At 37.8% G+C, this 21,727-nt stretch carries 23 protein-coding genes; 2 read left to right on the top strand and 21 right to left on the bottom strand.

The genetic code is table 11. The features are described 5' to 3' along the window. Nucleotides 1-69: 69 nt before the first annotated feature. The 4 genes from dnaB to M3210_RS07650 form a co-directional block, all read right to left on the bottom strand. Nucleotides 70-1,440 carry a replicative DNA helicase gene (gene dnaB / locus M3210_RS07665; protein WP_251512926.1) on the bottom strand — a complete coding sequence of 457 codons (1,371 nt, stop codon included), beginning with the start codon at nucleotides 1,438-1,440 and terminating at the stop codon, nucleotides 70-72. Nucleotides 1,441-1,569: 129 nt separating this feature from the next. Further along, the gene (gene rplI, locus M3210_RS07660; protein ID WP_251512924.1) at nucleotides 1,570-2,019 is read right to left on the bottom strand and encodes a 50S ribosomal protein L9; all 450 of its coding nucleotides are present in this window, start codon (nucleotides 2,017-2,019) and stop codon (nucleotides 1,570-1,572) included. Then, complete coding sequence (locus M3210_RS07655) at nucleotides 2,016-3,992, bottom strand: DHH family phosphoesterase (protein WP_251512921.1); 1,977 nt, start codon at nucleotides 3,990-3,992, stop codon at nucleotides 2,016-2,018. The genes rplI and M3210_RS07655 overlap by 4 nt, the downstream gene beginning before the upstream one ends. A 32-nt stretch (nucleotides 3,993-4,024) precedes the next feature. Beyond that, nucleotides 4,025-4,972, bottom strand: coding sequence for a YybS family protein (locus M3210_RS07650; protein WP_251512920.1), 948 nt, complete (start codon nucleotides 4,970-4,972; stop codon nucleotides 4,025-4,027). Nucleotides 4,973-5,374: 402 nt separating this feature from the next. Here M3210_RS07650 and M3210_RS07645 point away from each other — a divergent pair, with 402 nt between their 5' ends. Further along, entirely contained in the window at nucleotides 5,375-5,872 is a 498-nt protein-coding gene (locus tag M3210_RS07645; protein ID WP_251512919.1) for a DUF1189 family protein, read from the top strand. A 238-nt stretch (nucleotides 5,873-6,110) separates the two neighbouring features. Here the strand turns inward: M3210_RS07645 and rpsR are convergent, their stop codons facing one another. The 6 genes from rpsR to M3210_RS07615 form a co-directional block, all read right to left on the bottom strand. Then, a complete protein-coding gene (gene rpsR / locus M3210_RS07640) occupies nucleotides 6,111-6,344 on the bottom strand; it encodes a 30S ribosomal protein S18 (RefSeq protein ID WP_251512918.1) in 234 nt (77 codons plus the stop codon). Between the two features lie 68 nt (nucleotides 6,345-6,412). Then, the gene (ssb, locus tag M3210_RS07635) at nucleotides 6,413-6,952 is read right to left on the bottom strand and encodes a single-stranded DNA-binding protein (protein WP_251512917.1); all 540 of its coding nucleotides are present in this window, start codon (nucleotides 6,950-6,952) and stop codon (nucleotides 6,413-6,415) included. Between the two features lie 15 nt (nucleotides 6,953-6,967). Continuing rightward, complete coding sequence (rpsF, locus tag M3210_RS07630) at nucleotides 6,968-7,255, bottom strand: 30S ribosomal protein S6 (protein WP_251512916.1); 288 nt, start codon at nucleotides 7,253-7,255, stop codon at nucleotides 6,968-6,970. 143 nt (nucleotides 7,256-7,398) lie between these two features. After that, the gene (ychF, locus tag M3210_RS07625; RefSeq protein WP_251512915.1) at nucleotides 7,399-8,499 is read right to left on the bottom strand and encodes a redox-regulated ATPase YchF; all 1,101 of its coding nucleotides are present in this window, start codon (nucleotides 8,497-8,499) and stop codon (nucleotides 7,399-7,401) included. 260 nt (nucleotides 8,500-8,759) lie between these two features. After that, nucleotides 8,760-8,954: a DUF951 domain-containing protein gene (locus M3210_RS07620; RefSeq protein ID WP_251512914.1), complete on the bottom strand. Its 195-nt coding sequence runs from the start codon at nucleotides 8,952-8,954 to the stop codon at nucleotides 8,760-8,762. 133 nt (nucleotides 8,955-9,087) lie between these two features. Then, nucleotides 9,088-10,098, bottom strand: a complete 1,011-nt coding sequence (locus M3210_RS07615) for a YkvI family membrane protein (RefSeq protein ID WP_251512913.1) — start codon at nucleotides 10,096-10,098, stop codon at nucleotides 9,088-9,090. A gap of 78 nt (nucleotides 10,099-10,176) precedes the next feature. On the opposite strand from M3210_RS07615, the gene yyaC reads away from it, so the two are divergent. Beyond that, on the top strand, nucleotides 10,177-10,797 hold the full coding sequence (gene yyaC, locus M3210_RS07610) for a spore protease YyaC (RefSeq protein WP_251512912.1): 621 nt from the start codon (nucleotides 10,177-10,179) through the stop codon (nucleotides 10,795-10,797). A gap of 70 nt (nucleotides 10,798-10,867) precedes the next feature. Here the strand turns inward: yyaC and M3210_RS07605 are convergent, their stop codons facing one another. From M3210_RS07605 to rpmH, 11 genes are all read right to left on the bottom strand, one after another. Then, nucleotides 10,868-11,575: a DUF554 domain-containing protein gene (locus M3210_RS07605; protein ID WP_251512911.1), complete on the bottom strand. Its 708-nt coding sequence runs from the start codon at nucleotides 11,573-11,575 to the stop codon at nucleotides 10,868-10,870. Between the two features lie 136 nt (nucleotides 11,576-11,711). Beyond that, complete coding sequence (locus tag M3210_RS07600) at nucleotides 11,712-12,548, bottom strand: ParB/RepB/Spo0J family partition protein (protein ID WP_251512909.1); 837 nt, start codon at nucleotides 12,546-12,548, stop codon at nucleotides 11,712-11,714. Continuing rightward, on the bottom strand, nucleotides 12,529-13,302 hold the full coding sequence (locus tag M3210_RS07595) for a ParA family protein (RefSeq protein WP_251512908.1): 774 nt from the start codon (nucleotides 13,300-13,302) through the stop codon (nucleotides 12,529-12,531). The genes M3210_RS07600 and M3210_RS07595 overlap by 20 nt, the downstream gene beginning before the upstream one ends. A 229-nt stretch (nucleotides 13,303-13,531) precedes the next feature. Continuing rightward, on the bottom strand, nucleotides 13,532-14,392 hold the full coding sequence (noc, locus tag M3210_RS07590; protein WP_251512907.1) for a nucleoid occlusion protein: 861 nt from the start codon (nucleotides 14,390-14,392) through the stop codon (nucleotides 13,532-13,534). A gap of 319 nt (nucleotides 14,393-14,711) precedes the next feature. Continuing rightward, nucleotides 14,712-15,428 carry a 16S rRNA (guanine(527)-N(7))-methyltransferase RsmG gene (gene rsmG / locus M3210_RS07585; RefSeq protein ID WP_251512906.1) on the bottom strand — a complete coding sequence of 239 codons (717 nt, stop codon included), beginning with the start codon at nucleotides 15,426-15,428 and terminating at the stop codon, nucleotides 14,712-14,714. A 34-nt stretch (nucleotides 15,429-15,462) separates the two neighbouring features. Next, the gene (mnmG, locus tag M3210_RS07580; protein ID WP_251512905.1) at nucleotides 15,463-17,346 is read right to left on the bottom strand and encodes a tRNA uridine-5-carboxymethylaminomethyl(34) synthesis enzyme MnmG; all 1,884 of its coding nucleotides are present in this window, start codon (nucleotides 17,344-17,346) and stop codon (nucleotides 15,463-15,465) included. A gap of 91 nt (nucleotides 17,347-17,437) precedes the next feature. Further along, entirely contained in the window at nucleotides 17,438-18,814 is a 1,377-nt protein-coding gene (gene mnmE / locus M3210_RS07575) for a tRNA uridine-5-carboxymethylaminomethyl(34) synthesis GTPase MnmE (protein ID WP_251512904.1), read from the bottom strand. 244 nt (nucleotides 18,815-19,058) lie between these two features. Continuing rightward, complete coding sequence (jag, locus tag M3210_RS07570) at nucleotides 19,059-19,673, bottom strand: RNA-binding cell elongation regulator Jag/EloR (protein ID WP_251512903.1); 615 nt, start codon at nucleotides 19,671-19,673, stop codon at nucleotides 19,059-19,061. Then, nucleotides 19,670-20,449, bottom strand: a complete 780-nt coding sequence (gene yidC / locus M3210_RS07565) for a membrane protein insertase YidC (protein WP_251512902.1) — start codon at nucleotides 20,447-20,449, stop codon at nucleotides 19,670-19,672. Before yidC ends, jag begins: the two co-directional genes overlap by 4 nt. Before the next feature lie 83 nt (nucleotides 20,450-20,532). Further along, nucleotides 20,533-20,877, bottom strand: coding sequence for a ribonuclease P protein component (rnpA, locus tag M3210_RS07560; RefSeq protein ID WP_251512901.1), 345 nt, complete (start codon nucleotides 20,875-20,877; stop codon nucleotides 20,533-20,535). Between the two features lie 296 nt (nucleotides 20,878-21,173). After that, complete coding sequence (gene rpmH / locus M3210_RS07555) at nucleotides 21,174-21,308, bottom strand: 50S ribosomal protein L34 (protein WP_251512900.1); 135 nt, start codon at nucleotides 21,306-21,308, stop codon at nucleotides 21,174-21,176. Nucleotides 21,309-21,727: the final 419 nt, after the last annotated feature.

Genomic DNA, 21,727 nt, shown 5'->3' with positions numbered 1-21,727 from the left:
ACTGTTCTATGCCCCCTATTCCCCACGATAAAAACTCTATCAAAAAAAGCACGAGACTAATGCTCGTGCTTATGCTTGCACTGTTTGTGGAATATCTGAATCTGAATAACGATATTCGAGATCCACGAATTTATTATACTCCTTAACAAAGGCCAACTCTACGGTTCCAGTAGGACCGTTACGTTGTTTGGATATAATGATTTCGATGATATTCTGTTTTTCTGATTCTTTATCATAATAATCATCACGGTAAAGGAATCCTACAATATCGGCGTCCTGCTCGATACTTCCTGACTCACGCAAGTCGGACATCATCGGACGCTTATCTTGACGGGATTCCACCCCACGGGACAGCTGGGACAGTGCTATTAACGGCACTTCCAATTCCCTCGCTAATCCTTTTAAGGAACGGGAGATTTCTGATACTTCCTGTTGTCTGTTTTCCCCTGATCCCGCACTACCTTGAATGAGTTGCAGGTAGTCGATCATAATCATACCGAGACCATGTTCTTGTTTTAAACGACGGCATTTGGAACGAATTTCGCTGACACGAATCCCTGGAGTATCATCAATAAATATTCCTGCATTGGATAAAGACCCCATAGCCATCGTCAGCTTGCCCCAATCGTCCGCTTGGAGTTGTCCGCTCCGCAATCGCTGAGCATCGATATTTCCCTCAGCACAAAGCATACGTTGAACAAGCTGGTCGGCTCCCATCTCCAAACTGAAGATGGCAACATTTTCATCTGTTTTTACAGCAACATTTTGTGCAACGTTCAGAGCAAATGCCGTCTTACCAACGGAAGGACGGGCGGCGATGATGATTAAATCATTTCGCTGGAAGCCACTCGTAATCCGATCAAGTTCCTTGAAACCAGTTGGTACTCCAGTAACATCGCCTTGATGTTCATGAAGTTGCTCAATTTTATCATAAACATCAATCAAGACATCTTTTATATTTTTAAAGCCATCACTATTTTGTCTGCTGGAAACTTCTAGGATTGTTTTCTCCGCTTCATTTAAAACATCCTCAACCTCGTCTTCCCGTTCGAATCCTGAGGTTACGATATCGGTGGCGGCACGAATCAAGCGTCTTAGCAATGCTTTTTCTTCCACAATTCGACTGTAGTACTCAATGTTCGCAGCAGTCGGTACACTTTCAGCAACCTGCGTCAGATAAGTTACCCCACCTGCTTCTTCGAGCTGTTTACGGTCATTTAAATATGTTGTTACGGTAACAATATCAATTGGCTCACCACGATCTGAAAGATGCATCATCGCAGCAAAAATCCGCTGGTGGCTCGCACGGTAGAAATCATCAGGCATTAATATTTCTGCAGCACTGGAGAAAGACTCCGGATCTAGAAAGATGGCTCCAATCACCGACTGTTCCGCTTCAATATTATGTGGTGGTACACGATCGTTCAATACTTGGCTCAAGATGCCTCCCCCTTTCTTAGGATGTATACAACTAATGAAGTAAAAAAGGACTCACAGAAGTCGTGAGCCACTGGGACATTGATCCTTTCATTCCCACATGTTTAAGACCTGCTAGATATGCATGTCTTTTTATTTTTGTTCCGTCACATGGACTTTAACAGAGCCGGATACTTCCGGATGTAGTTTGATTGGTACGGTAGTATAGCCTAGAGAGCGGATTGGATCGGCGAGTTCGATTTTTCTTTTATCGATTTTGTATCCGTGATCCTTAGCTAGTTTATCGGCTATTTGCTTGCTTGTAATGGATCCAAATAAACGGCCACCTTCTCCAGATTTAGCTTTCATTTCTACGGTAAGATCAGCTAATTTATCTTTTAATGCAATTGCTTCTTCTTTTTCTTCTTGTTCTTGCTGTGCATTTTTACGTTTCTTAGCTTCCAATGCTTTTAAGTTCCCCGGTGTTGCTTCAATTGCCAATTTATTTTTCAAGAGATAGTTTCTTGCGTACCCCTCTGAAACATCTTTCACTTCACCTTGTTTTCCTTTTCCTTTAACATCTTTCAGAAAAATTACCTTCATTCCGTTTCTCTCCCTTCAAAATATTCATCTATAATATTTTTCAGCAGCAATTCAACTTCTTCTACTGTCGTATCTGCAATTTGAGTAGCAGCATTAGTTAGATGCCCACCGCCATTCATCCGTTCCATAATGACTTGGACATTAATCTTGCCTAGAGAGCGCGCACTTACACCGACCCTTCCATCGTCCCGCTCCGAAATCACAAAGGAAGCTGTAACTCCAGTCATGGCGAGTAATGTATCTGCGGTCTGAGCGATAAGTACAGATCCATAGGCTACACCAGGTTCGGCTGCAACAATTGCTATAGAGTCCCGATATATTTCTGTCCGCTCAATTAATCTACTACGTGTTAAATAGAGATTGAGATCTTCTTTCAAGAATTGCTGGACTAATACGGTATCCGCGCCCTTAGCCCGCAAGTATGATGCTGCATCAAATGTTCTAGAACCCGTTCTAAGTGTAAAACTTTTCGTATCTACTATAATACCAGATAATAAGGCTGTTGCCTCAAGCATTTTTAATTTGGTTGATTTTGGCTGGTATTCCAAAAGCTCCGTCACTAGTTCTGCAGTAGATGAGGCATAGGGCTCCATATATACAAGTGTTGGATTATCAATAAACTCTTCACCACGACGATGGTGGTCAATGACCACTTTGTAATCCGTCATCTCAAGCAATTCAGGCTGTACAACCATGGCCGGGCGATGGGTGTCCACAATTACGACTAGACTTTGATTCGTAATGATATCCTCCGCAACACTTGGTTCTATAAAACGTTCCCACAGCTCTTCATCTGCCCGGATTGCTTCGATTAAGCGGTATACCCCTGTATCCACATCATTCGGGTCAAAAACTATATATCCTTCCACACCATTTGTCTTCGCGATATTTAATATTCCGATGGCTGAACCAACAGAATCCATATCCGGTGCTTTATGCCCCATAATAATGACATTGTCACTTGCTTTCACAAGGTCAACCATTGCATGGGAAATCACTCGTGCTCTTACCCGGGTCCGCTTTTCCATAGGATTGGTTTTTCCGCCATAAAAACGCACCTTTCCTGATTCATCACGGATAGCCACTTGGTCACCGCCTCGTCCAAGCGCAAGGTCAAGACTCGACTGCGCCAACTCACCAAGCTTCGGCAGTGGTACGTTCCCATGACCAACACCAATACTTAACGTGACATTCGTGCTTTGGTCCCCAGTAATCTCTCGTACTTCATCAAGAATATCGAATTTCACTTTTTCTATCTGTCTTAAAATCTCCCTCGTACCAATTGCCAAGAAACGTTCTTGGGAAGTACGCTTCACATAAAGCCCATTCCTCTTGGCCCAGTCATTAATTATTGCTGTTACTTCAGAGTTAAGCTGACTTTTTGAAGTATCATCCATCGGGAGCGTGATATCTTCATAGTTATCAAGGAAGATCATGAATAATACGGTCTGGTCATTTTCATAGTTCGTCTTTAACCGAGCATAATCTGTTTCATTAATGAAATAGATTAACCGTTCATCCCTATTAATCAACGTCCTGAAATAATAATCCTCTAACTCAAGGCCAGTATCTTGTTTATTTTCTTTAATATCAGTGACCAATTCCTCTGACAAAATGTTGAGGTGAGAACCGATGAGTTCCGTTTCATCCGTATCAAATTGGCGCATATAAGAATTTGCCCACTCGATTTTATAATCTTCATCGTAGAGGACAATTCCAAAAGGAAGCTCACTTAAAGCTTCTTTCCCTACCATCTTGACACGAGTCGAAATCATTTTTATTTCATTTTGTATTTTTTCCCGTCGTCTAATTTCATAACGAATACTATAAAACAAGGAAATAAGGTAAATGAAGCTCCCTGCAATCCCTATTCTCCATTCGTAATAAAATAAGATGGCAAGCAAAATAGCAGCTAATATGTAGATGGTCCATAGATGACTCTCTAATAATCGCTTCCTTTGCAGTTCCGGCATAACGTTCACTCCAATTTTGCTTACAAATAAGGCTATTTATTTTTTTGCAGCCGCTCGCGTAAATTTAATCCTATATCAATTATACCTAAGATCCTTACGAAATAAAGGAGAAATATTGGAAACACGATTGTCAACACAATACTAATGATTGGTACTGCTTTTGACCATTTCTTGTAATGGGTAAAGTAAAAGATAAAGGAAAACCCTTGAATAACTAGGAGCATTTCCAAAATGATGAGTGCATTTTGTATTGCAATAAACATCGTTCCATTAGGATCAAGGTTTATAAAGGAGACGATGATCACGATTAAATATAGCCATATGATCGATGCTGGTAATTTCAAGTTACGGAATGGCGGAAAACGATAGTTATTTTTTCCCTTTCTATTTAAAATCTTATAACTGATCCATTGCACGAGGAAAGCCAAAATCACAGCTGAAATGGCAATGAATGCCGGTATTAAATTAAGAAAGAGCTGGATTTGTTCTCTCAGGATTGTTTCCAGTCCTCCATCTTCGTCAGACTCTAAACCCATTCCCTCCATAAAGGATGTATAAGTTTGCATTTGTTCCGTTGCAATTGCCTCAAACTCTTGTTGGAAATTCACATCAAATATAAGCTGTGTACATGCAATCGAAATTAATAGCCCTCCAACGAACCCTAATATACCATAGCCTAAAGTTTCATAAGCTGAACGTTTTCTGAAAATAGCATGACCTATTAGTAAACCACCGATTCCCATCAGCAGTGTAAATGGCAGTGAGATAAGGGTGAATAAAATTGTTGATAAGATAGCTGTCACAACTATCATGAATACGCCTGGCTTCATTCCTTGCCTGGATGTATAGATGACAAATGGAATGGGGAGTAGAAAGCTTGCAATCGGAGCTAATATTGGTAGAAAAAATGTAACCAGTATGAGCACCAAGTAGATTGCAGTAAATATCGCCCCTTCTTTTAGCGTTTTAGATTGATTCATTCGTTGCACCTCAATTTATTTCGAATTCTGTTGTCCTATTATCATAACATGAAACGTATGAACTTACCGCGAATAACGTTGTTATTCCATAGTTTTTCAATGGAATGAACAGCAAAAAATTGCTCCTTTCGTATGACATCAATAACATACAAAAGGAGCTAATAATTAATATTCCACTTGTTAATCAAAAATAAACCTTTCGTACTCTCGAATTTGTCGATATTTGCGATAATTATATTTCCCGGGTAATATTTTCAAGGGTTTATGATTCAGAAAAATGTGTAATCAAGCTTCCTATCAATAATTAAGTCGAATTTTGATGGTTATTATCTTCAAATAAAGCATTTCTTCCATATTTCATCTATAATGAAATAGAATATTAAATGATGAAGGATGAAATAAATGATCTTCATAGAAGCATTCATAAATAGTTTAAAACTACCGAATAAAACTGCCATGTTCAAATTGAATCGGATAGGTATGGATATTGTCGTTGTTTACTTATTTATTTTATTATTTATCGTCACACTACCACAACTAATAATCCAATTACGAATATCCGAGGGACTGGCAGGAGGATTGCCCTTTATCCTAAAACTTATTTATTTCTTTATGTTTTACTATCTGCCACTCACGATAGCCGTGTTCATATTTATTTCCATTCTAGCTTATATCGGAATTGGATTTGCTAAACTGATGGAAAGGAAGTTACGCTACCAAATTGTTTGGAAGCTGATTGCATTTACTACAACGGTACCTTTCCTTATTTATATGTTGCTTTCATCTTATTTTCCGATTAGTGATCGCTATCTATTTCTAGCAATCATTTATTCTCTAATTCTTCTAGTATCCATGATATTGAAGTATCCAAAGCGAAAAGTAAAAAAACAGGAATCTTGATAAGGATAGGACATGGAGATTTCCTTAATCAAAGTGAAAAGAAAATGATTTAATTAAGTACCCGTACAGTTTCCTGTACGGGCATTTTTGTCATCAATATTGTTTTTTAAACTTCTTTCCATTATGTTAGATGATTGTATCACTGTAAAAACGAATAGTTCAACACAACATTATATTCTTTCTATATCTTTACTACAACATGAAAAAACTCCCTCCAGCTCTGGAGAGAGTTTTCTTCTTACTCAGCAACAAATGGTAGAAGTGCCATTTGACGAGCACGTTTGATTGCAATTGTAAGTTTACGTTGATATTTTGCAGAAGTTCCAGTTACACGACGAGGAAGAATTTTTCCACGCTCAGAAATGAAACGTCTTAGAAGATCAACATCTTTATAGTCGATATGGGTAATGCCGTTAGCTGTGAAGTAACATACTTTACGGCGTCTACCACCACGTCCACGACGAGCTGCCATAACAATTACCTCCTTTTCTGAAATGTATTATATTCGATGTTCATTTGTATGAACTAAATGATTAAAAGTTAGAATGGCAAATCATCATCCGAGATATCAATTGGTTCTCCATTATTTCGGAATGGATCTTCCGATTGAGATCCTTGATTTTGATATTGGCCTTGGTTCTGATTTGGACTTTGTTGGAACTGTCCTTGTCCACCAAATTGGTTTTGATTTTGATTAGGATTTTGATATTGGTTCTGGTTTTGTTGGTATCCTGATGAACCGGATCCTCCTCCGGAAGAACCTTTTGTTTCCAGGAATTGAATACTATCAGCAACAACTTCTGTTACATAGACGGTCTTACCATCCTGACCTTCATAACTACGTGTTTGCAAACGGCCATCCACACCGATGAGGCTACCCTTTTTCATAAAGTTTGCAAGGTTTTCCGCTTGGCGGCGCCATACAACACCATTGATAAAATCAGCCTCACGTTCACCTTGTTGATTTGAAAAAGGACGGTTCACCGCGATATTGAAATTAGCCACTGCTACTCCGTTTGGTGTATAACGTAAATCAGGATCCCTTGTTAACCTGCCAACTAATACGACACGATTTAACATCAGAACCACTCCTTATTATTGTTCATCTCGAATTGCCATGTGACGAATAATGTCATCAGAGAACTTCGCTTGACGATCGAACTCGTTAACAGCTTCTTCGCCGCTTGTGAAGTTAAGAACAACATAGTATCCATCACGGTAGTCATTGATTTCATAAGCAAGACGTTTCTTGCCTTTTTCATCAACTTTAGCGATTTCCGCACCATTATCAGTAAGAATTTTGTTGAAACGCTCAATTAAGCTCTTTTGCGCTTCTTCCTCCATGTCTGGGCGGATGATATACATGATTTCGTATTTTCTCATCCGTTACACCTCCTTTTGGTCTTAGCGGCTTCCAGTTAAGAACTAGAAGCAAGGAGCAATTTCATAAAATGTAATTACTCACGATAAGACATTATAGCAAACTTTTCTACATTTAACAAGTCTTCGAGATCCTTTTTTTACGTTTAAACATTAAAGCGGAAATGGATGACATCACCGTCTTGGACGATATATTCTTTCCCTTCCAAACGAACCTTTCCTTTATCCCTTGCAGCAGCCATGGATCCTGCTTCCAGTAAATCATCATAAGATACCGTTTCTGCACGGATAAATCCACGTTCAAAGTCTGTATGAATAATTCCTGCTGCCTGTGGTGCTTTAATCCCTTGGCGGAACGTCCATGCACGCACTTCCTGTTCACCGGCAGTAAAATATGTTGCTAAACCTAGTAAGTTATAGGACGCTTTAATGAGCTTGTCCAAACCTGACTCTGTGATACCTAAATCTTCTAGGAACTCTTCTTTTTCGTCTGGTTCAAGCTCCGAGATTTCCTCTTCTATTTTTGCACAAACAACGATTACTTCTGCATTTTCCGCAGCAGCATATTCTTTTACTTTAAGGACATTTTCATTGGAATCAGGATCAGCAATTTCGTCTTCGCTTACATTGGCAACATATAGCATCGGCTTACTAGTAAGCAAATGCAATCCTTTTACAATTTTCTCTTGTTCTTCATTAAACTCGACAGCACGAGCTGGTTTATCACTTTCCAATGCATCTTTGATTTTGGATAATACCTCAAATTCTTGAAGTGAATCCTTATCCTTTTGCTTGGCAAGTTTTTGTACACGGGTAAAACGCTTTTCAACCGTTTCCAGGTCAGCGAGGATCAGTTCCAGATTAATGACTTCGATATCATCAATTGGATCGACCTTCCCAGAGACGTGGGTAATGTTTTCGTCCTCAAAACAACGTACCACTTGACAGATGGCATCCACCTGACGGATATGGGAAAGAAATTGGTTTCCTAACCCTTCTCCTTTACTCGCACCTTTCACGATACCTGCAATATCAGTGAATTCAAATGCTGTTGGTACTGTCTTCTTTGGTTTTACTAGTTCTGTCAATTTATTTAAGCGTGTATCAGGTACTTCCACAACTCCAACGTTTGGGTCGATGGTTGCGAAAGGATAGTTCGCAGCTTCAACTCCTGCTTGGGTAATTGCATTAAAAAGAGTAGACTTTCCGACGTTGGGAAGTCCTACGATTCCTGCTGTTAAAGCCATTATTGTTCCACTCCTTAAGGATTACATTCATCTGAACGCGTTCGTTATTCCAATTATAGTATATATGATTGTAAAAAGACAAAGGCATAAAAAAATAAAATAGGTATTGTAAATGGACCTATTTTTGATGTTTTTGAGTTTATTATTATATTCCTTGGCTACACTCTACTATTATCATACTATTTATACGGTTAGTTTATCAAATCAGAGAATTTTTAAACAAAAATTTAGGGACAAGTAACTTTATCACTTGTCCCAAGTTATTCTGCCTTTTCCAGTACCTTTTTCAACTTCTTCGTAAACTCTCGGCGGGGGATCATGACACTATGGTCACACCCTTGGCATTTGATTCTTATATCCATGCCCATCCGAATGATCTTCCAGCGGTTTTCTCCACAAGGGTGAGGTTTCTTCATTTCTACTACATCATGTAAAGCGAATTCTTTATCAACCATTACGATCCTCCTTATTAAAATTAATATAAGAATAAAAAATAAGTTCTATCATTATTATACCTGCGATTTATGTTAAAAGACAATCTATTTAAGCATCATTCACAGAGTAATACATCAAATATTCTTAATATATTTACGTTTTATTATAAATTGGATAAATGATTAACTTAACTAATATATATAAATTTAATATGCCATACAGAGGATATAGAAAAGCAACTAATTGACTAAAACCTATTCCACTAAATGGAACCATAATGAATAACGAAATGATAACTATCTTTATTAAGGGCATCTCGTATTTCTTATTAATTCTCGTTACCATCCCTAACAATGTCGCTGCAGCAGTCGTATAAATCGCTATCCATAGCATAACCATCATAATAACCATAACTACAGCATTATAATTATTTATAATTGCAAATAGAGGGATCGGCGGTAACTCTGCCTCAGCTCCAATATGTAATAAGCTTGAATTATATAGTAAAGTGATGATACCAAGGATCAAGCCACTTGAGATTGAGGTAATATATATCTCGCCATTTGATTTAATTCGATTACCAACAGCACCTAATACAGCGATTAATGGAAGAATATTCAGTGCGGTAAATGGAAATGCCGCCATCCAATTAGTATGGTTGTCCCAATCCATTACGAGTGATACAGAATCATCCTTAATAAATAAAACGAGAATAAAAAAAAGTGCAATAATCAACATAGGCATCAATACTTGGTTTACATTTAATAATTCACCAATTCCCTTACTAAAGATAATAATGAGCCCAATAAAAATAAAAATGATTCCCCACCAAAAAGGCATCCCAATTGTCTCGAACGTTGCTCCACTACCGGCAATCATCACCACTGTCACACAAAACAGATAGATGAGGATCATATAATCATAGATAGCAGCTATTCGCTTACCTGTCAGCTGATGCAAGATTGGTAAATAATTTGTACTACTGAGCCGATAACTAATTTTTAATATGGTTGTGGTGCAGATCGTGAATAAGATGGTAAACAATACAATAGCTAGTCCACTTCCAGCACCAAAGAATTGCCATATTTCTCTTCCAGAAGCATAGCCTGCCCCCATCACCGCACCAGTGATGAGAAACATGTTTTTCATACCCGCTCGAAACATCTCGATTCCTCCACTTGGCATGTATAGTTTTCAGAAAAATGCCATATACTATACCAATATGTTTTTGGAGGATAAGCTATGAATCATAATAATTTTTCTGAGCAAGATTTAACAACTTTTCGGGTACAGTATCAGGATGAACAAGCTGTTAATAATCTTAGTGAGCATATTATATCTTGGTTTCCAAGGCTTCCTCGAGAATATGTTGTAGTATGTATCGGAACGGACCGTTCTACCGGCGATGCCCTCGGCCCATTAGTCGGTACACTACTAACAACAAAGAAACCAAGGCACCTGAACATTTATGGCACCCTCCATAACCCAGTCCATGCTACAAATTTAACAGACTATATGGATGAGATAAGCAAAAAATACAGGCAGCCATTTGTCATTGCTGTTGATGCTTGTTTAGGAAGGAATACATCCATTGGCCATTTAATCGCTGGAGTTGGTCCAGTTAAACCTGGAGCAGCGTTAAAAAAGTCGCTTCCGGAGGTTGGTGATATTCATATCACTGGAGTCGTCAATACAAGCGGTTTTATGGATCACGCTGTATTGCAGAGCACAAGATTATCTATTGTGATGGATATGGCAGAAAAGATCTCAGAGTCGCTTGATTTACTGGATCAGCAACTAAGTCCAAGTTTTATCCGCCCTGCTATACTGAGAGACTATCCGCACAAGAAAAAGACTATCTAGGAGTTCACACATCGCCTATTCAAATAATAAAAAAATCCAAACCTTTAAGGGTTTGGATTTAGATTTTACTTTATAGTATTAAATCACTTATATAATAAAATAAAACTACTAATAGCAAAGCGGGCATTAAATTAGCAATCCTGATAGTTTTGATTTTTAATAGATTCATTCCTATCGCTACAATGAGTAAGCCACCTACCGCAGTAATTTCAAGAATTAGTCCATTTAATATAGATTCTGGTATCCAATTTTCAATTTGAGTTGCAAACAAAGTGATGAGTCCTTGATATAAGACTAGGGGTACAACAGAAAGCATCACACCAAACCCTAACGTTGTCGTTAAAACAAGTGCTGTAAAACCATCAATTATTCCCTTCGTAATCAGAACTTCATGGTCTCCTCTGATCCCACTATCCAATGAACCAATGATAGCCATTGCACCAATACAAAATATCATTGTCGCCGTAATGAATCCTTGGGATACACTTGTCGAATCGTCTGTATTTGTAAACTTGCTACCGAGCCAGTTCCCTAAATCATTTAGGAAATCTTCAATACGCAAAAACTCCCCTACTATTGCACCGAACATTAAAGAAACAAGAACTAGCACCATATTGTTTGTTGAGAAAGCCATTTGTAATCCAATCAACACAACTGCTAATCCTATTCCGTGCATAACTGTTTCCTTATAACGTTCTGGTATCTTCGTGAAAAATAAACCAATCAGACTTCCTAATAAGATTAATAGAGCATTAACAATTGTTCCGAATAATACCATAGCCTTCTCCTTCAGCAACTTCTTCGTTATATGTAATTGTTATATTGTTCCACATGGAACTTTTTTGAAATGTTTCACGTGGAACATTTAGTAAATGTACAAGGAAGGACTAACATTTCAATGTTAGTCCTTCCTATTATTTATCAAGAAATTCAATGAGACGTTGCAGGTCATCATCATTATAAAACTCAATTTCAATTTTCCCCTTTTTCTTACCACGTTTAATTGAAACTGCAGTCCCTAGTCGATCTCGAAGTATCGCTTCTCGTTCTTGAATAAAGATATCTTTTTTCGTTTGTTCCTTTTGCTTAGGTTTTTTATCATTTAATTGCATTACAAGACTTTCTACCTGTCTTACGTTTAACTTTTCTTTTCTAATTTTGTTCACGAGTGGAATTATATTTTCTTTATCCTTCAACCCAATAAGTGCTTTCCCATGCCCCATGGTGAGTTCACCGTTGTTTATATAAGCTACCACTTGATCAGGTAAAGAAAGTAAGCGAACAGTATTAGCGATATGTGACCTGCTTTTACCTAATCGCTTAGACAATTCCTCTTGAGTAATCTTTAATTCGTCCATTAAATTACGATATGCTTGAGCCTCTTCAATTGGAGTGAGGTCTTCACGTTGCAGATTCTCCAGTAAAGCCAGCTCCATCATCCGTTCATCAGAAAGTTCTTGTACGACAACGGGGACGCTTCTTAATCCAGCTTCTTTTGCAGCGCGGAATCTTCTCTCCCCCACTACAATTTCATAGCCTTTGATACTTTTCCGTGCAACTAACGGCTGTATAATACCGTATTCTAATATACTATCTTTTAATTCTTCAATAGCATCCGCATGAAATGTCTTTCTTGGTTGATATGGATTTGGTCTAAGCTCATCAATAGAAATTTCTTCAATAGCTTGTTCCTCTTGTTCACCCATATCAGGAAAGTAAACTTCGAGACCTCTACCCAACCCTTTCGCCACTCTGCATCACTTCCTTTGCTAATTCAAGATACACTTCTGCTCCCTTAGACTTTGGATCGTAATTAATAATAGGTTGTCCATGACTTGGTGCTTCACTTAACCTAATATTACGTGGAATAATTGATTTATAAACTTTATCTTGGAAGTACTTCTTCACTTCTTCCACTACCTCAATCCCTAGATTCGTTCTTGCATCAAGCATCGTCAATAATACTCCTTCAATCATGAGTTGCTTATTCAGGTGCTTTTGAACAAGTCGAATAGTGTTTAAAAGCTGACTTAGACCTTCTAAAGCGTAATACTCACATTGCACTGGAATAATGACGGAATCTGAGGCGGTTAAAGCGTTAAGTGTAAGAAGACCTAATGATGGTGGACAATCGATGATAATATAATCATACTCATCCTGAAGATTTTCTAATGCCTTGCGCAGCCGCATTTCTCTGGACATTATTTGCACAAGTTCAATTTCCGCACCAGCTAATTGAATGGTTGCAGGTATTATATCTAAGTTGACTGTATCAGTGGAAACTACAACATCTTCTGCTTCTACCTCTTCAACAAGCATATTATAAATACAATAAGTTACATCCGCTTTATTTATACCTAAACCACTTGTTGCGTTACCTTGAGGATCTGTATCGATAAGAAGGACCTTATTCCCTAATGAAGCTAGTCCCGCGCTTAAATTAACTGAAGATGTAGTTTTTCCGACGCCACCTTTTTGATTTGCGATGGACATTACTTTTCCCATGTTGACACCTACCTAACAATTATACTTTTTATTTTATCATTAATTTCATGTGATAGACTATGAAATTTGTAATCTATATTAAATTGATTCGAACTTACTAGTAATAACAAAAATAATTGAATACTAACTACATCCAAACGTATCCATTAAAAAACCATTGTGAAAAATACCCATCTCTTATAGCAAAGATGGGCATAATAAAATGATAAACATAATGATAAGAACGTATTTATTTATTATTTTTTGGTATTTTAATAGTGATTTGATAGTAATCATCGAGCTCTTTTTCGTCAGATTCTACCTTGACACCAGTATCAGAAACCATGGATAGAGATTGACGGATAGTGTTCATTGCAATACGAATATCCTTATTGATTCCTTTTAACTGTGCTCTTTTTTTCTTTGGAGTTTCATTTTTCGCATCGAGTGAAGCAATTTTTTCTTCAGTTTGTTTAACGTTCAGATCTTGATCTATAATAAGTTGAAGAATCTCCAGTTGCTTCATTTCATCTTTTAACTTAATTAGTGCTCTTGCATGTCGTTCCGTAATAATCTTTTGTAGCAAAGCCTCTTGCACAGGCTCTGGTAGCTTTAACAACCTCAATTTATTGGCAATCGTTGATTGGTTTTTACCTAAACGTTGCGCTAATGCCTCTTGAGTCAAGGAATGTAATTCAAGTAAGCGGGCATATGCTTTCGCTTCTTCAATGACGGTCAATTCTTCTCTTTGAAGATTTTCTATCAAAGCGACAGAAGCAGTTTCTTTATCGTTCATCTCTCGAATAATAGCTGGAACATGTTCCCACTCCAATGATGTTACAGCGCGCCATCTCCGTTCACCTGCTATCAACTCGTAACGATCGTCTTCCAGTTTACGAACGATAATAGGCTGAATCATCCCATGGGTATGAATGGTTTGCGCTAACTCTTCGATTTTCTCATCATCGAATATGGTTCTTGGTTGAAATCGATTCGGCTCAATTTTACTTACTTCTATTTCAACAACTTCATTTGGATGGTATTCTGGCTCCTCAGCCTCTGAATTCGACTTATCCCCTATTCCAAAAAACCGATTAAAAGGACTCACCACTAGTTGACACCACCTTAGTAACTTTTACGCATTTCTAGCTTCATAATAAAAAATGTTTCACGTGGAACATTTTAAGTTTTCTCTCTCTATGAGTCTCTATTCTCTCTCTATCTTATAATATTCTACCATATTTACATAATAAAAGTAGCTAATTACCCAGATATTTCAGGTCGTGCAATGAAAAATAATTTATCCTTATTATATTTCTAAAAAGACAAACAAGCAATTTATAAAATCCTTGTTCCTCATTACTTTTAAAACTCTTATAGACCGCAACAAAAAAAATTGCCCGCTACATCGATAATAGCGGGCTATAACATTATTCAATAGGATTTTTGTTCGGGACACCTGGTTTTCGTGGATATTTTTTAGGTGTCTTTCTGCGTTTTCTAATCCAATAGATTGTACGTTCACTATCTTCTTGTGGAAGTGTAAAAGTTTCTTCCCCTGTTATCTCACCACCGAATAATTCAATGGCGTCTTTAGCTTTCTCTAACTCCTCTGCTGCTTGAGCACCTTTCAGAGCTATAAACATACCGTCTTTCTTTACTAAAGGCAGACATAACTCACTTAAGACTGACATTCTTGCTACAGCACGTGCTGTAACGATATCAAATGATTCTCGGAAGTTGGCGTTTTTTCCAAAGGTTTCTGCTCTATCATGATAAAAGGATACGCCATCCAAACCTAAAGCTGTTGCAAGGTGATTCAAGAATACAATCCGCTTTTGTAAGGAGTCTACGATGGTAACTTTCAAGTTTGGAAATACAATTTTTAAAGGAATACTTGGAAAACCTGCTCCTGCACCTACATCACAAACCATTAGTTCACCTGTAAGATCTTGGTGAAAAGCTGGTGTGATGGAATCATAGAAATGTTTTAAGTATACTTCGTTCTCTTCTGTGATTGCAGTAAGATTCACTTTTTCATTCCATTCCACCAAAGTCTTATAATAAGTGTCAAATTGGTTCATTTGTACATCCGTCAACTCGAACCCCTTTTCCTTTAGAGCGAGTCGAAACTGTTCTGGATTCATATAAATAGGCTCCTTTAACACATGTTCAAATCATTTAGTTAGCAACTCTTGCAATATTGCCTTGTTCAATATAAACAAGCAGGATAGAGATATCTGCTGGATTTACTCCTGAGATTCTGGATGCCTGCCCAACGGATAACGGACGAATCTTCTTCAACTTTTCTTTTGCCTCAGAAGCTAAACCATTGATTTGATCATAATCAATATCCTCAGGGACTTTCTTATCTTCCATTTTAATCATTCGCTCTACTTGTTCATTCGCTTTTTTAATGTAACCTTGATATTTAACTTGGATATAAACTTGTTCACGGGCCTCTTTATCTAGCGCTTCATTTGTTTCAATCACTTGATCAATGAAATCATAATCGATTTCCGGTCGTTTTAATAAATCATAAGCTTTAATCGCTTCTTTTAATGGAGTCGAATTAATTTCCTCCAATAAGTGGTTTACTTGATCAGGTTTGATGATAATTTTTTCAAGACGTTTTTTCTCTTCTTCTACGAGACGGATTTTTTCCACCAATTTCGTATACCGCTCTTCAGAAATGAGGCCTGCTTTATAGCCGACTTCTGTCAATCTCATGTCTGCATTATCATGACGGAGAAGTAGACGATACTCCGCACGGGAAGTTAATAAACGGTATGGCTCATTGGTCCCCTTTGTCACGAGGTCATCAATAAGAACACCGATATAGCCTTGTGAGCGATCCAAAATAATCGGTTCCTTGCCCAGTATTTTCGCTGCAGCATTAATTCCTGCCATAATTCCTTGAGCTGCTGCCTCTTCATAACCCGAAGTTCCATTGATTTGTCCAGCAGTGTAAAGACCTGAGATTTTCTTCGTCTCTAAAGTCGGCCAAAGTTGTGTTGGAGTGACTACATCGTACTCAATCGCATAACCTGGACGCATGATTTCAGCATTTTCCAAGCCTGGTATCGTTTTAATCATTTCATATTGGATATTTTCCGGTAAAGATGTAGATAAACCTTGAACATATACCTCTTCCGTATCTCTTCCTTCTGGCTCTAAGAAGATTTGGTGACGTGGTTTATCATCAAATCGAACAATTTTATCTTCAATCGATGGACAATAACGAGCACCGGTTCCTCGCTTCGCACCTGAATACATTGAAGATAATGTTAAATTATTATTAATGATACCGTGTGTTCTATCATTCGTATACGTCAACCAGCATGGAAGCTGTTCAACGAGTTCTTCTGTCGTTTCATAAGAGAAATAACGTGGATTTTCATCCCCTGGTTGAATTTCTGTTTTCGAGTAATCAATTGTATGGCTATTTACTCGAGGAGGTGTACCAGTTTTAAAACGTTTCAGTTCAAAACCGATTTCCTCTAAGTTCTTCGACAGTTCAACAGAAACACGCTGGTTATTTGGACCACTTTCGTATTCTAGGTGACCCATTAAAATTTTCCCGCGCATAAATGTACCAGTTGTAATGATCACTGCTTTTGCATGATACTCCGCATTCGTTTCAGTGACTACCCCTTTACATACTCCATCTTCAATAATCAAGGAATTGACCATCCCTTGACGAAGGGTAAGATTTTCTTGGTTCTCTACAACCCTTTTTGCTTCTTTCATATAAACAGTTTTATCGGCCTGTGCACGCAATGCTTGTACAGCAGGTCCTTTTCTTGTATTTAACATACGCATTTGAATCGCTGATTTATCTATAATCTTGCCCATAACGCCTCCAAGTGCGTCGACTTCACGGACTACAATACCCTTTGCAGGTCCGCCGACAGAAGGATTACAAGGCATAAAAGCTAACATATCGATGTTTAGTGTTAACATAAGCGTTTTAACACCCATTTTGGCAGCAGCCACCGCCGCTTCTATTCCCGCATGCCCAGCACCAACAACGATTAAATCATAGTTTCCTGCGTTAAAGTTCATCATTTTCACCCTTTCTATGCTCAATATAGGAACTGGAGATAACCAATCCCTATATTGACAATTGAATCATTTACTAGAGCTATACACACGATTATTTTCCTAAACAGAATTGAGAAAACAGTTGATCAATGAGGCTGTCGCTCGCTGTATCCCCTATTATCTCTCCTAGAAATTCCCACGTTCTCGTAACATCTATCTGCACGATATCAAGCGGCATACCGAGTTCAATTCCATTCATTGCATCTTCAAGGGCCTGCTTCGCTTTCTTAAGCAGTTGAATATGACGAATGTTTGAAACATAAGTCAAATCCCCTGTATCGATTTCTCCTTCAAAAAACGTAGCTGCAATGGCTTTTTCCAATTCATCCACCCCTTCTTCTTCCACTAGGGATGTTGTAATGACAGGACGGCCTGCTGCAAGCTCATTTATTTCTTCAAGATTTATTTTTTGTTCTAAATCCGTCTTATTGACGATGACTATATAATCCAAACCTTCAATCGTTTCGAAGAGCTTTTTATCCTCTTCCGTCAACTCTTCATTATAATTTAAAACAAAAAGGATTAAATCCGATTCCTTAAGGACTTGACGTGAACGCTCCACACCAATTTTCTCAACAAGGTCTTCCGTTTCCCTGATTCCTGCAGTATCAACTAATCGAAGCGGCACACCACGCACATTGACGTATTCCTCGATAATATCCCGGGTTGTACCTGGAATATCAGTGACAATCGCTTTATTCTCCTGCACTAAGGTATTCATCAACGAAGACTTACCAACGTTTGGACGTCCGATGATTGCAGTTGCGATTCCTTCACGGAGTATTTTCCCCTGTTTGGCAACTTCAAGTAATTCAACGATACGTTGGTGAACCTCTCTAGTTTTTGTCCGCATCATCTCATGACTCATTTCTTCTACGTCATCATATTCCGGATAATCTATATTTACTTCTACATGTGCTACTGTTTCCAAAAGTTCTTGACGCAATTCAGTAATGAGTTTAGATAATCGACCATCCATTTGCTTCACTGCAACTGACATTGCTTTATCTGTTTTGGCTCGGATAAGGTCCATTACCGCTTCAGCTTGCGATAGATCTATTCTCCCATTAAGAAAAGCACGTTTTGTAAATTCTCCAGGCTCTGCCAGACGTGCTCCTTTTGACAAGATAATATCCAACACTCTTTTTACTGCTACCATGCCACCATGACAATTTATTTCAATGATATCTTCACGAGTAAATGTCTTCGGTGCCCGCATAACAGAAACCATTACTTCATCTGCAATGTCGTTTGTTTCGGGATCGATGATTTTTCCGTAGTTTATCGTATGTGATGGTACATCGTGAAGGTTTTTTCCTGTAAATAGTTCATTAGTGATGCTGATTGCGTCAGGTCCGCTCAAACGAACAATTGCAATTGCACCTTCACCAATCGGTGTTGAGATCGCAGTAATTGTATCTGTTGTCATTGCTACACCTCCAACTTTTATATCTTCTTCATATGTTATAATTAAAACGTCACTAACAAAAAAGAATAACATATTTTACCGTAAAAATAAAGTTATCCACACGCTTTTTCTCTATTGCATTTTAACTAGATTATCCACATGTGGATAGTATGATTTTAAAAGATACATTACTTTTGAACAAAATATTTAATCCTAATTAAACATAAAAAAATCACTCCTTAAAAAGAAAGGAGTGATTTTTTTATTAAGGTTTGATAACAATATGACGATGGGGCTCTTGTCCATCAGAATAAGTTGATACGCCACTTACATCTTGCAACGCACTATGGATTATTTTTCTTTCATAAGCTGGCATAGGTTCAAGTGCTACCTTTTTGTTGATACGTTTAGCTTTATCTGCCATTTTATGCGCGAGAGATTCGAGTGTTTCTCTGCGGCGTTCTCTGTAACCTTCTGCATCAAGAGTCACCGTATAGTACGTTCCTTTTTGTTTGTTTATTGCTAGATGAGCTAAATACTGTAAGGCATTGAGTGTTTGGCCACGTTTTCCGATGAGGATGGCAATATTCTCTCCATCCATTTCATATGTCACATGGTTTTCTTCAACGGTTGTTTTAATATCAACTTCGACATTCATTTGATTTACAACTGAACGGAGGAATTTCTCCGTTTCTTTAACCGGATCCTTCTTTTTCTTCACTCTCACAATTGCACGTTTAGCTCCGATTAAGCCGAGAATTCCTTTTTTACCTTCATCAATTATCTCGATATCAACCCGGTCCTCAGTCGTGTTTAACTGCTGTAAAGCTGATTGTACAGCTTCTTCAACTGTCGAACCGCTAGCAGTTATTTCTCTCACTTTTTGTCTCCCCCAGTATTGGTTTTCGTCATCATCGGTTTATTGATCAATAACGTTTGGAAAATCATAAAGATATTACCAGTTGCCCAGTATAGCCCTAGAGCTGCTGGGAAGAAGAACGTCATAACACCGATCATGATCGGCATCATGTAAAGCATTAAATTCATCTGCATTGCAAGTTGCGGGTTCTGTGTTGATGTATTTTGGAATGACATCATCAGTTTTTGTTGTAAGAATGTAAAACCACCAACTAAAAACGGTAAGATGTAATCCGGCGAACCAAGCTCGAACCATAAGAATTGATAATTACTAATTTCTGTCGTACGCATGATCGCGTGATACATTGCAATTAAAATTGGCATTTGGACAAAAATCGGTAGACAACCTGCTAATGGGTTAACTCCATTACGTTGGAAAAGTTCCATTGTTTCCTGTTGCAGTTTTTGTTGTGTATTCGCATCTTTGGAACTATATTTCTTTTGAAGCTCTTGAAGCTTTGGTTGAATTTCCTGCATCGCTCTTGAGCTTTTAATTTGTTTAACACTTAATGGTAAAATTGCAAGGCGAATAAGTACCGTTACAATGATAATTGAAAGACCATAACTATTATTTAAAAACACGGCTATTTTTGTAATTACCCAAGAAAGCGGGTAAACAAAGATTGTATTCCAAATTCCTTCACTCTCTGCGGTAATCGGTTCGTTAATTTCCGTACAACCAGCGAGTAGTAGAGCTAAACCGATTAGCGCAAATAGCAGTACATATTTTTTACGCAAAATTTTTCCTCCTTAGCGTCAACCTTGAAACTCTATTAGCTATTTTATCCTAATTGCAGATAAGATTCTATATTTAACTTGTTTTATTTTTTAACAAGCAATTGCTGTTTATATAGTAAATGGCTTAAGCTCTTTTTCATTTCATGAAAGCCCATACTTTTTGTCGGTTGTCTAGCAATAATAATTATATCAATGTCCGGTCTGATGTCAGATTGCATCTCATGAAAAGCTTGGCGCAAATACCGTTTAATTTGATTCCTTTTTACGGCATTACCTATTTTTTTGCCAACAGATAATCCAATCCGAAAATGTTCTTGTCCCGGTTTTTCCGCATAGTAAATAACAAGCTGCCGGTTTGCAAACGATTTTCCGTGCTTGAATATGTATTGAAATTCTTCGTTCTTTTTAATTCGATTAGCTTTTTTCATTACTTTCACCTTTACTGCTTATCGTCTATGGGATCTTTCTTGTTGGAACATTATCCCCCTGGACCAACATCCAGTTTGATTGTCCCTAACCGAACGCTTCAGCTTTTCGTATTATCTAGCTCAATTGACCAGGAACACTAAAAACTTCCTGCTCCTCCAATCGGTAAATCAACATCGGTTCGTTACTCACCGTGTTTCCTTTATCTTCTTTCACCGCAGTCCAGTTTAGTCATCCCTATACGTGCTTCAGCTTTTCGTATTTAGAATAGAAAAAAAACCACTGATTGTTCAGTGGCTTATGCTGATAGTACTTTTCTTCCTTTTTGACGACGACGAGCTAATACTTTACGACCGTTTTTAGTAGCCATACGTGCACGGAAGCCATGTACTTTTTTACGCTTACGGTTACTTGGTTGAAATGTTCTTTTCATTTATTGCACCTCCCTATGGGATCTAATATATAATATCATTTTTTAACTTATCCAGTAGACAGTCTCAATAATTATACGTAAAACTCCACCCTCCTGTCAACCCAGTTTTTTAGTCTCCACTTTATTAGAAATGAAAATTTTATAACCAATCATCCAAACTCACCTTAACTCTGTTCTATAACAGAAAATCCTGAAAGCAAGTTATCATATACTTATTCACAGTAGCACTTTTTACCGTTGTCACTTATTCGACATCTATCGACAACTTACTCACATCATAAACGGGTGTGAATATTTTTTTGTAAACAAACGGATAGTAATGTGGATAACTAAAATAAACACGTTGCATCATAAGCTTATCTTTGTTATTATTATAGTGTTTCGCTTGTGGAAAACTAATTCAGTTTAAAAATTACTCA

This window comes from Oceanobacillus luteolus (genome assembly GCF_023715655.1).
Taxonomy (GTDB): Bacteria; Bacillota; Bacilli; order Bacillales; family Amphibacillaceae; genus Oceanobacillus; species Oceanobacillus luteolus.
Note: the sequence above shows the minus strand (reverse complement) of the source record. Positions and strands in the feature narration are given on the sequence as shown.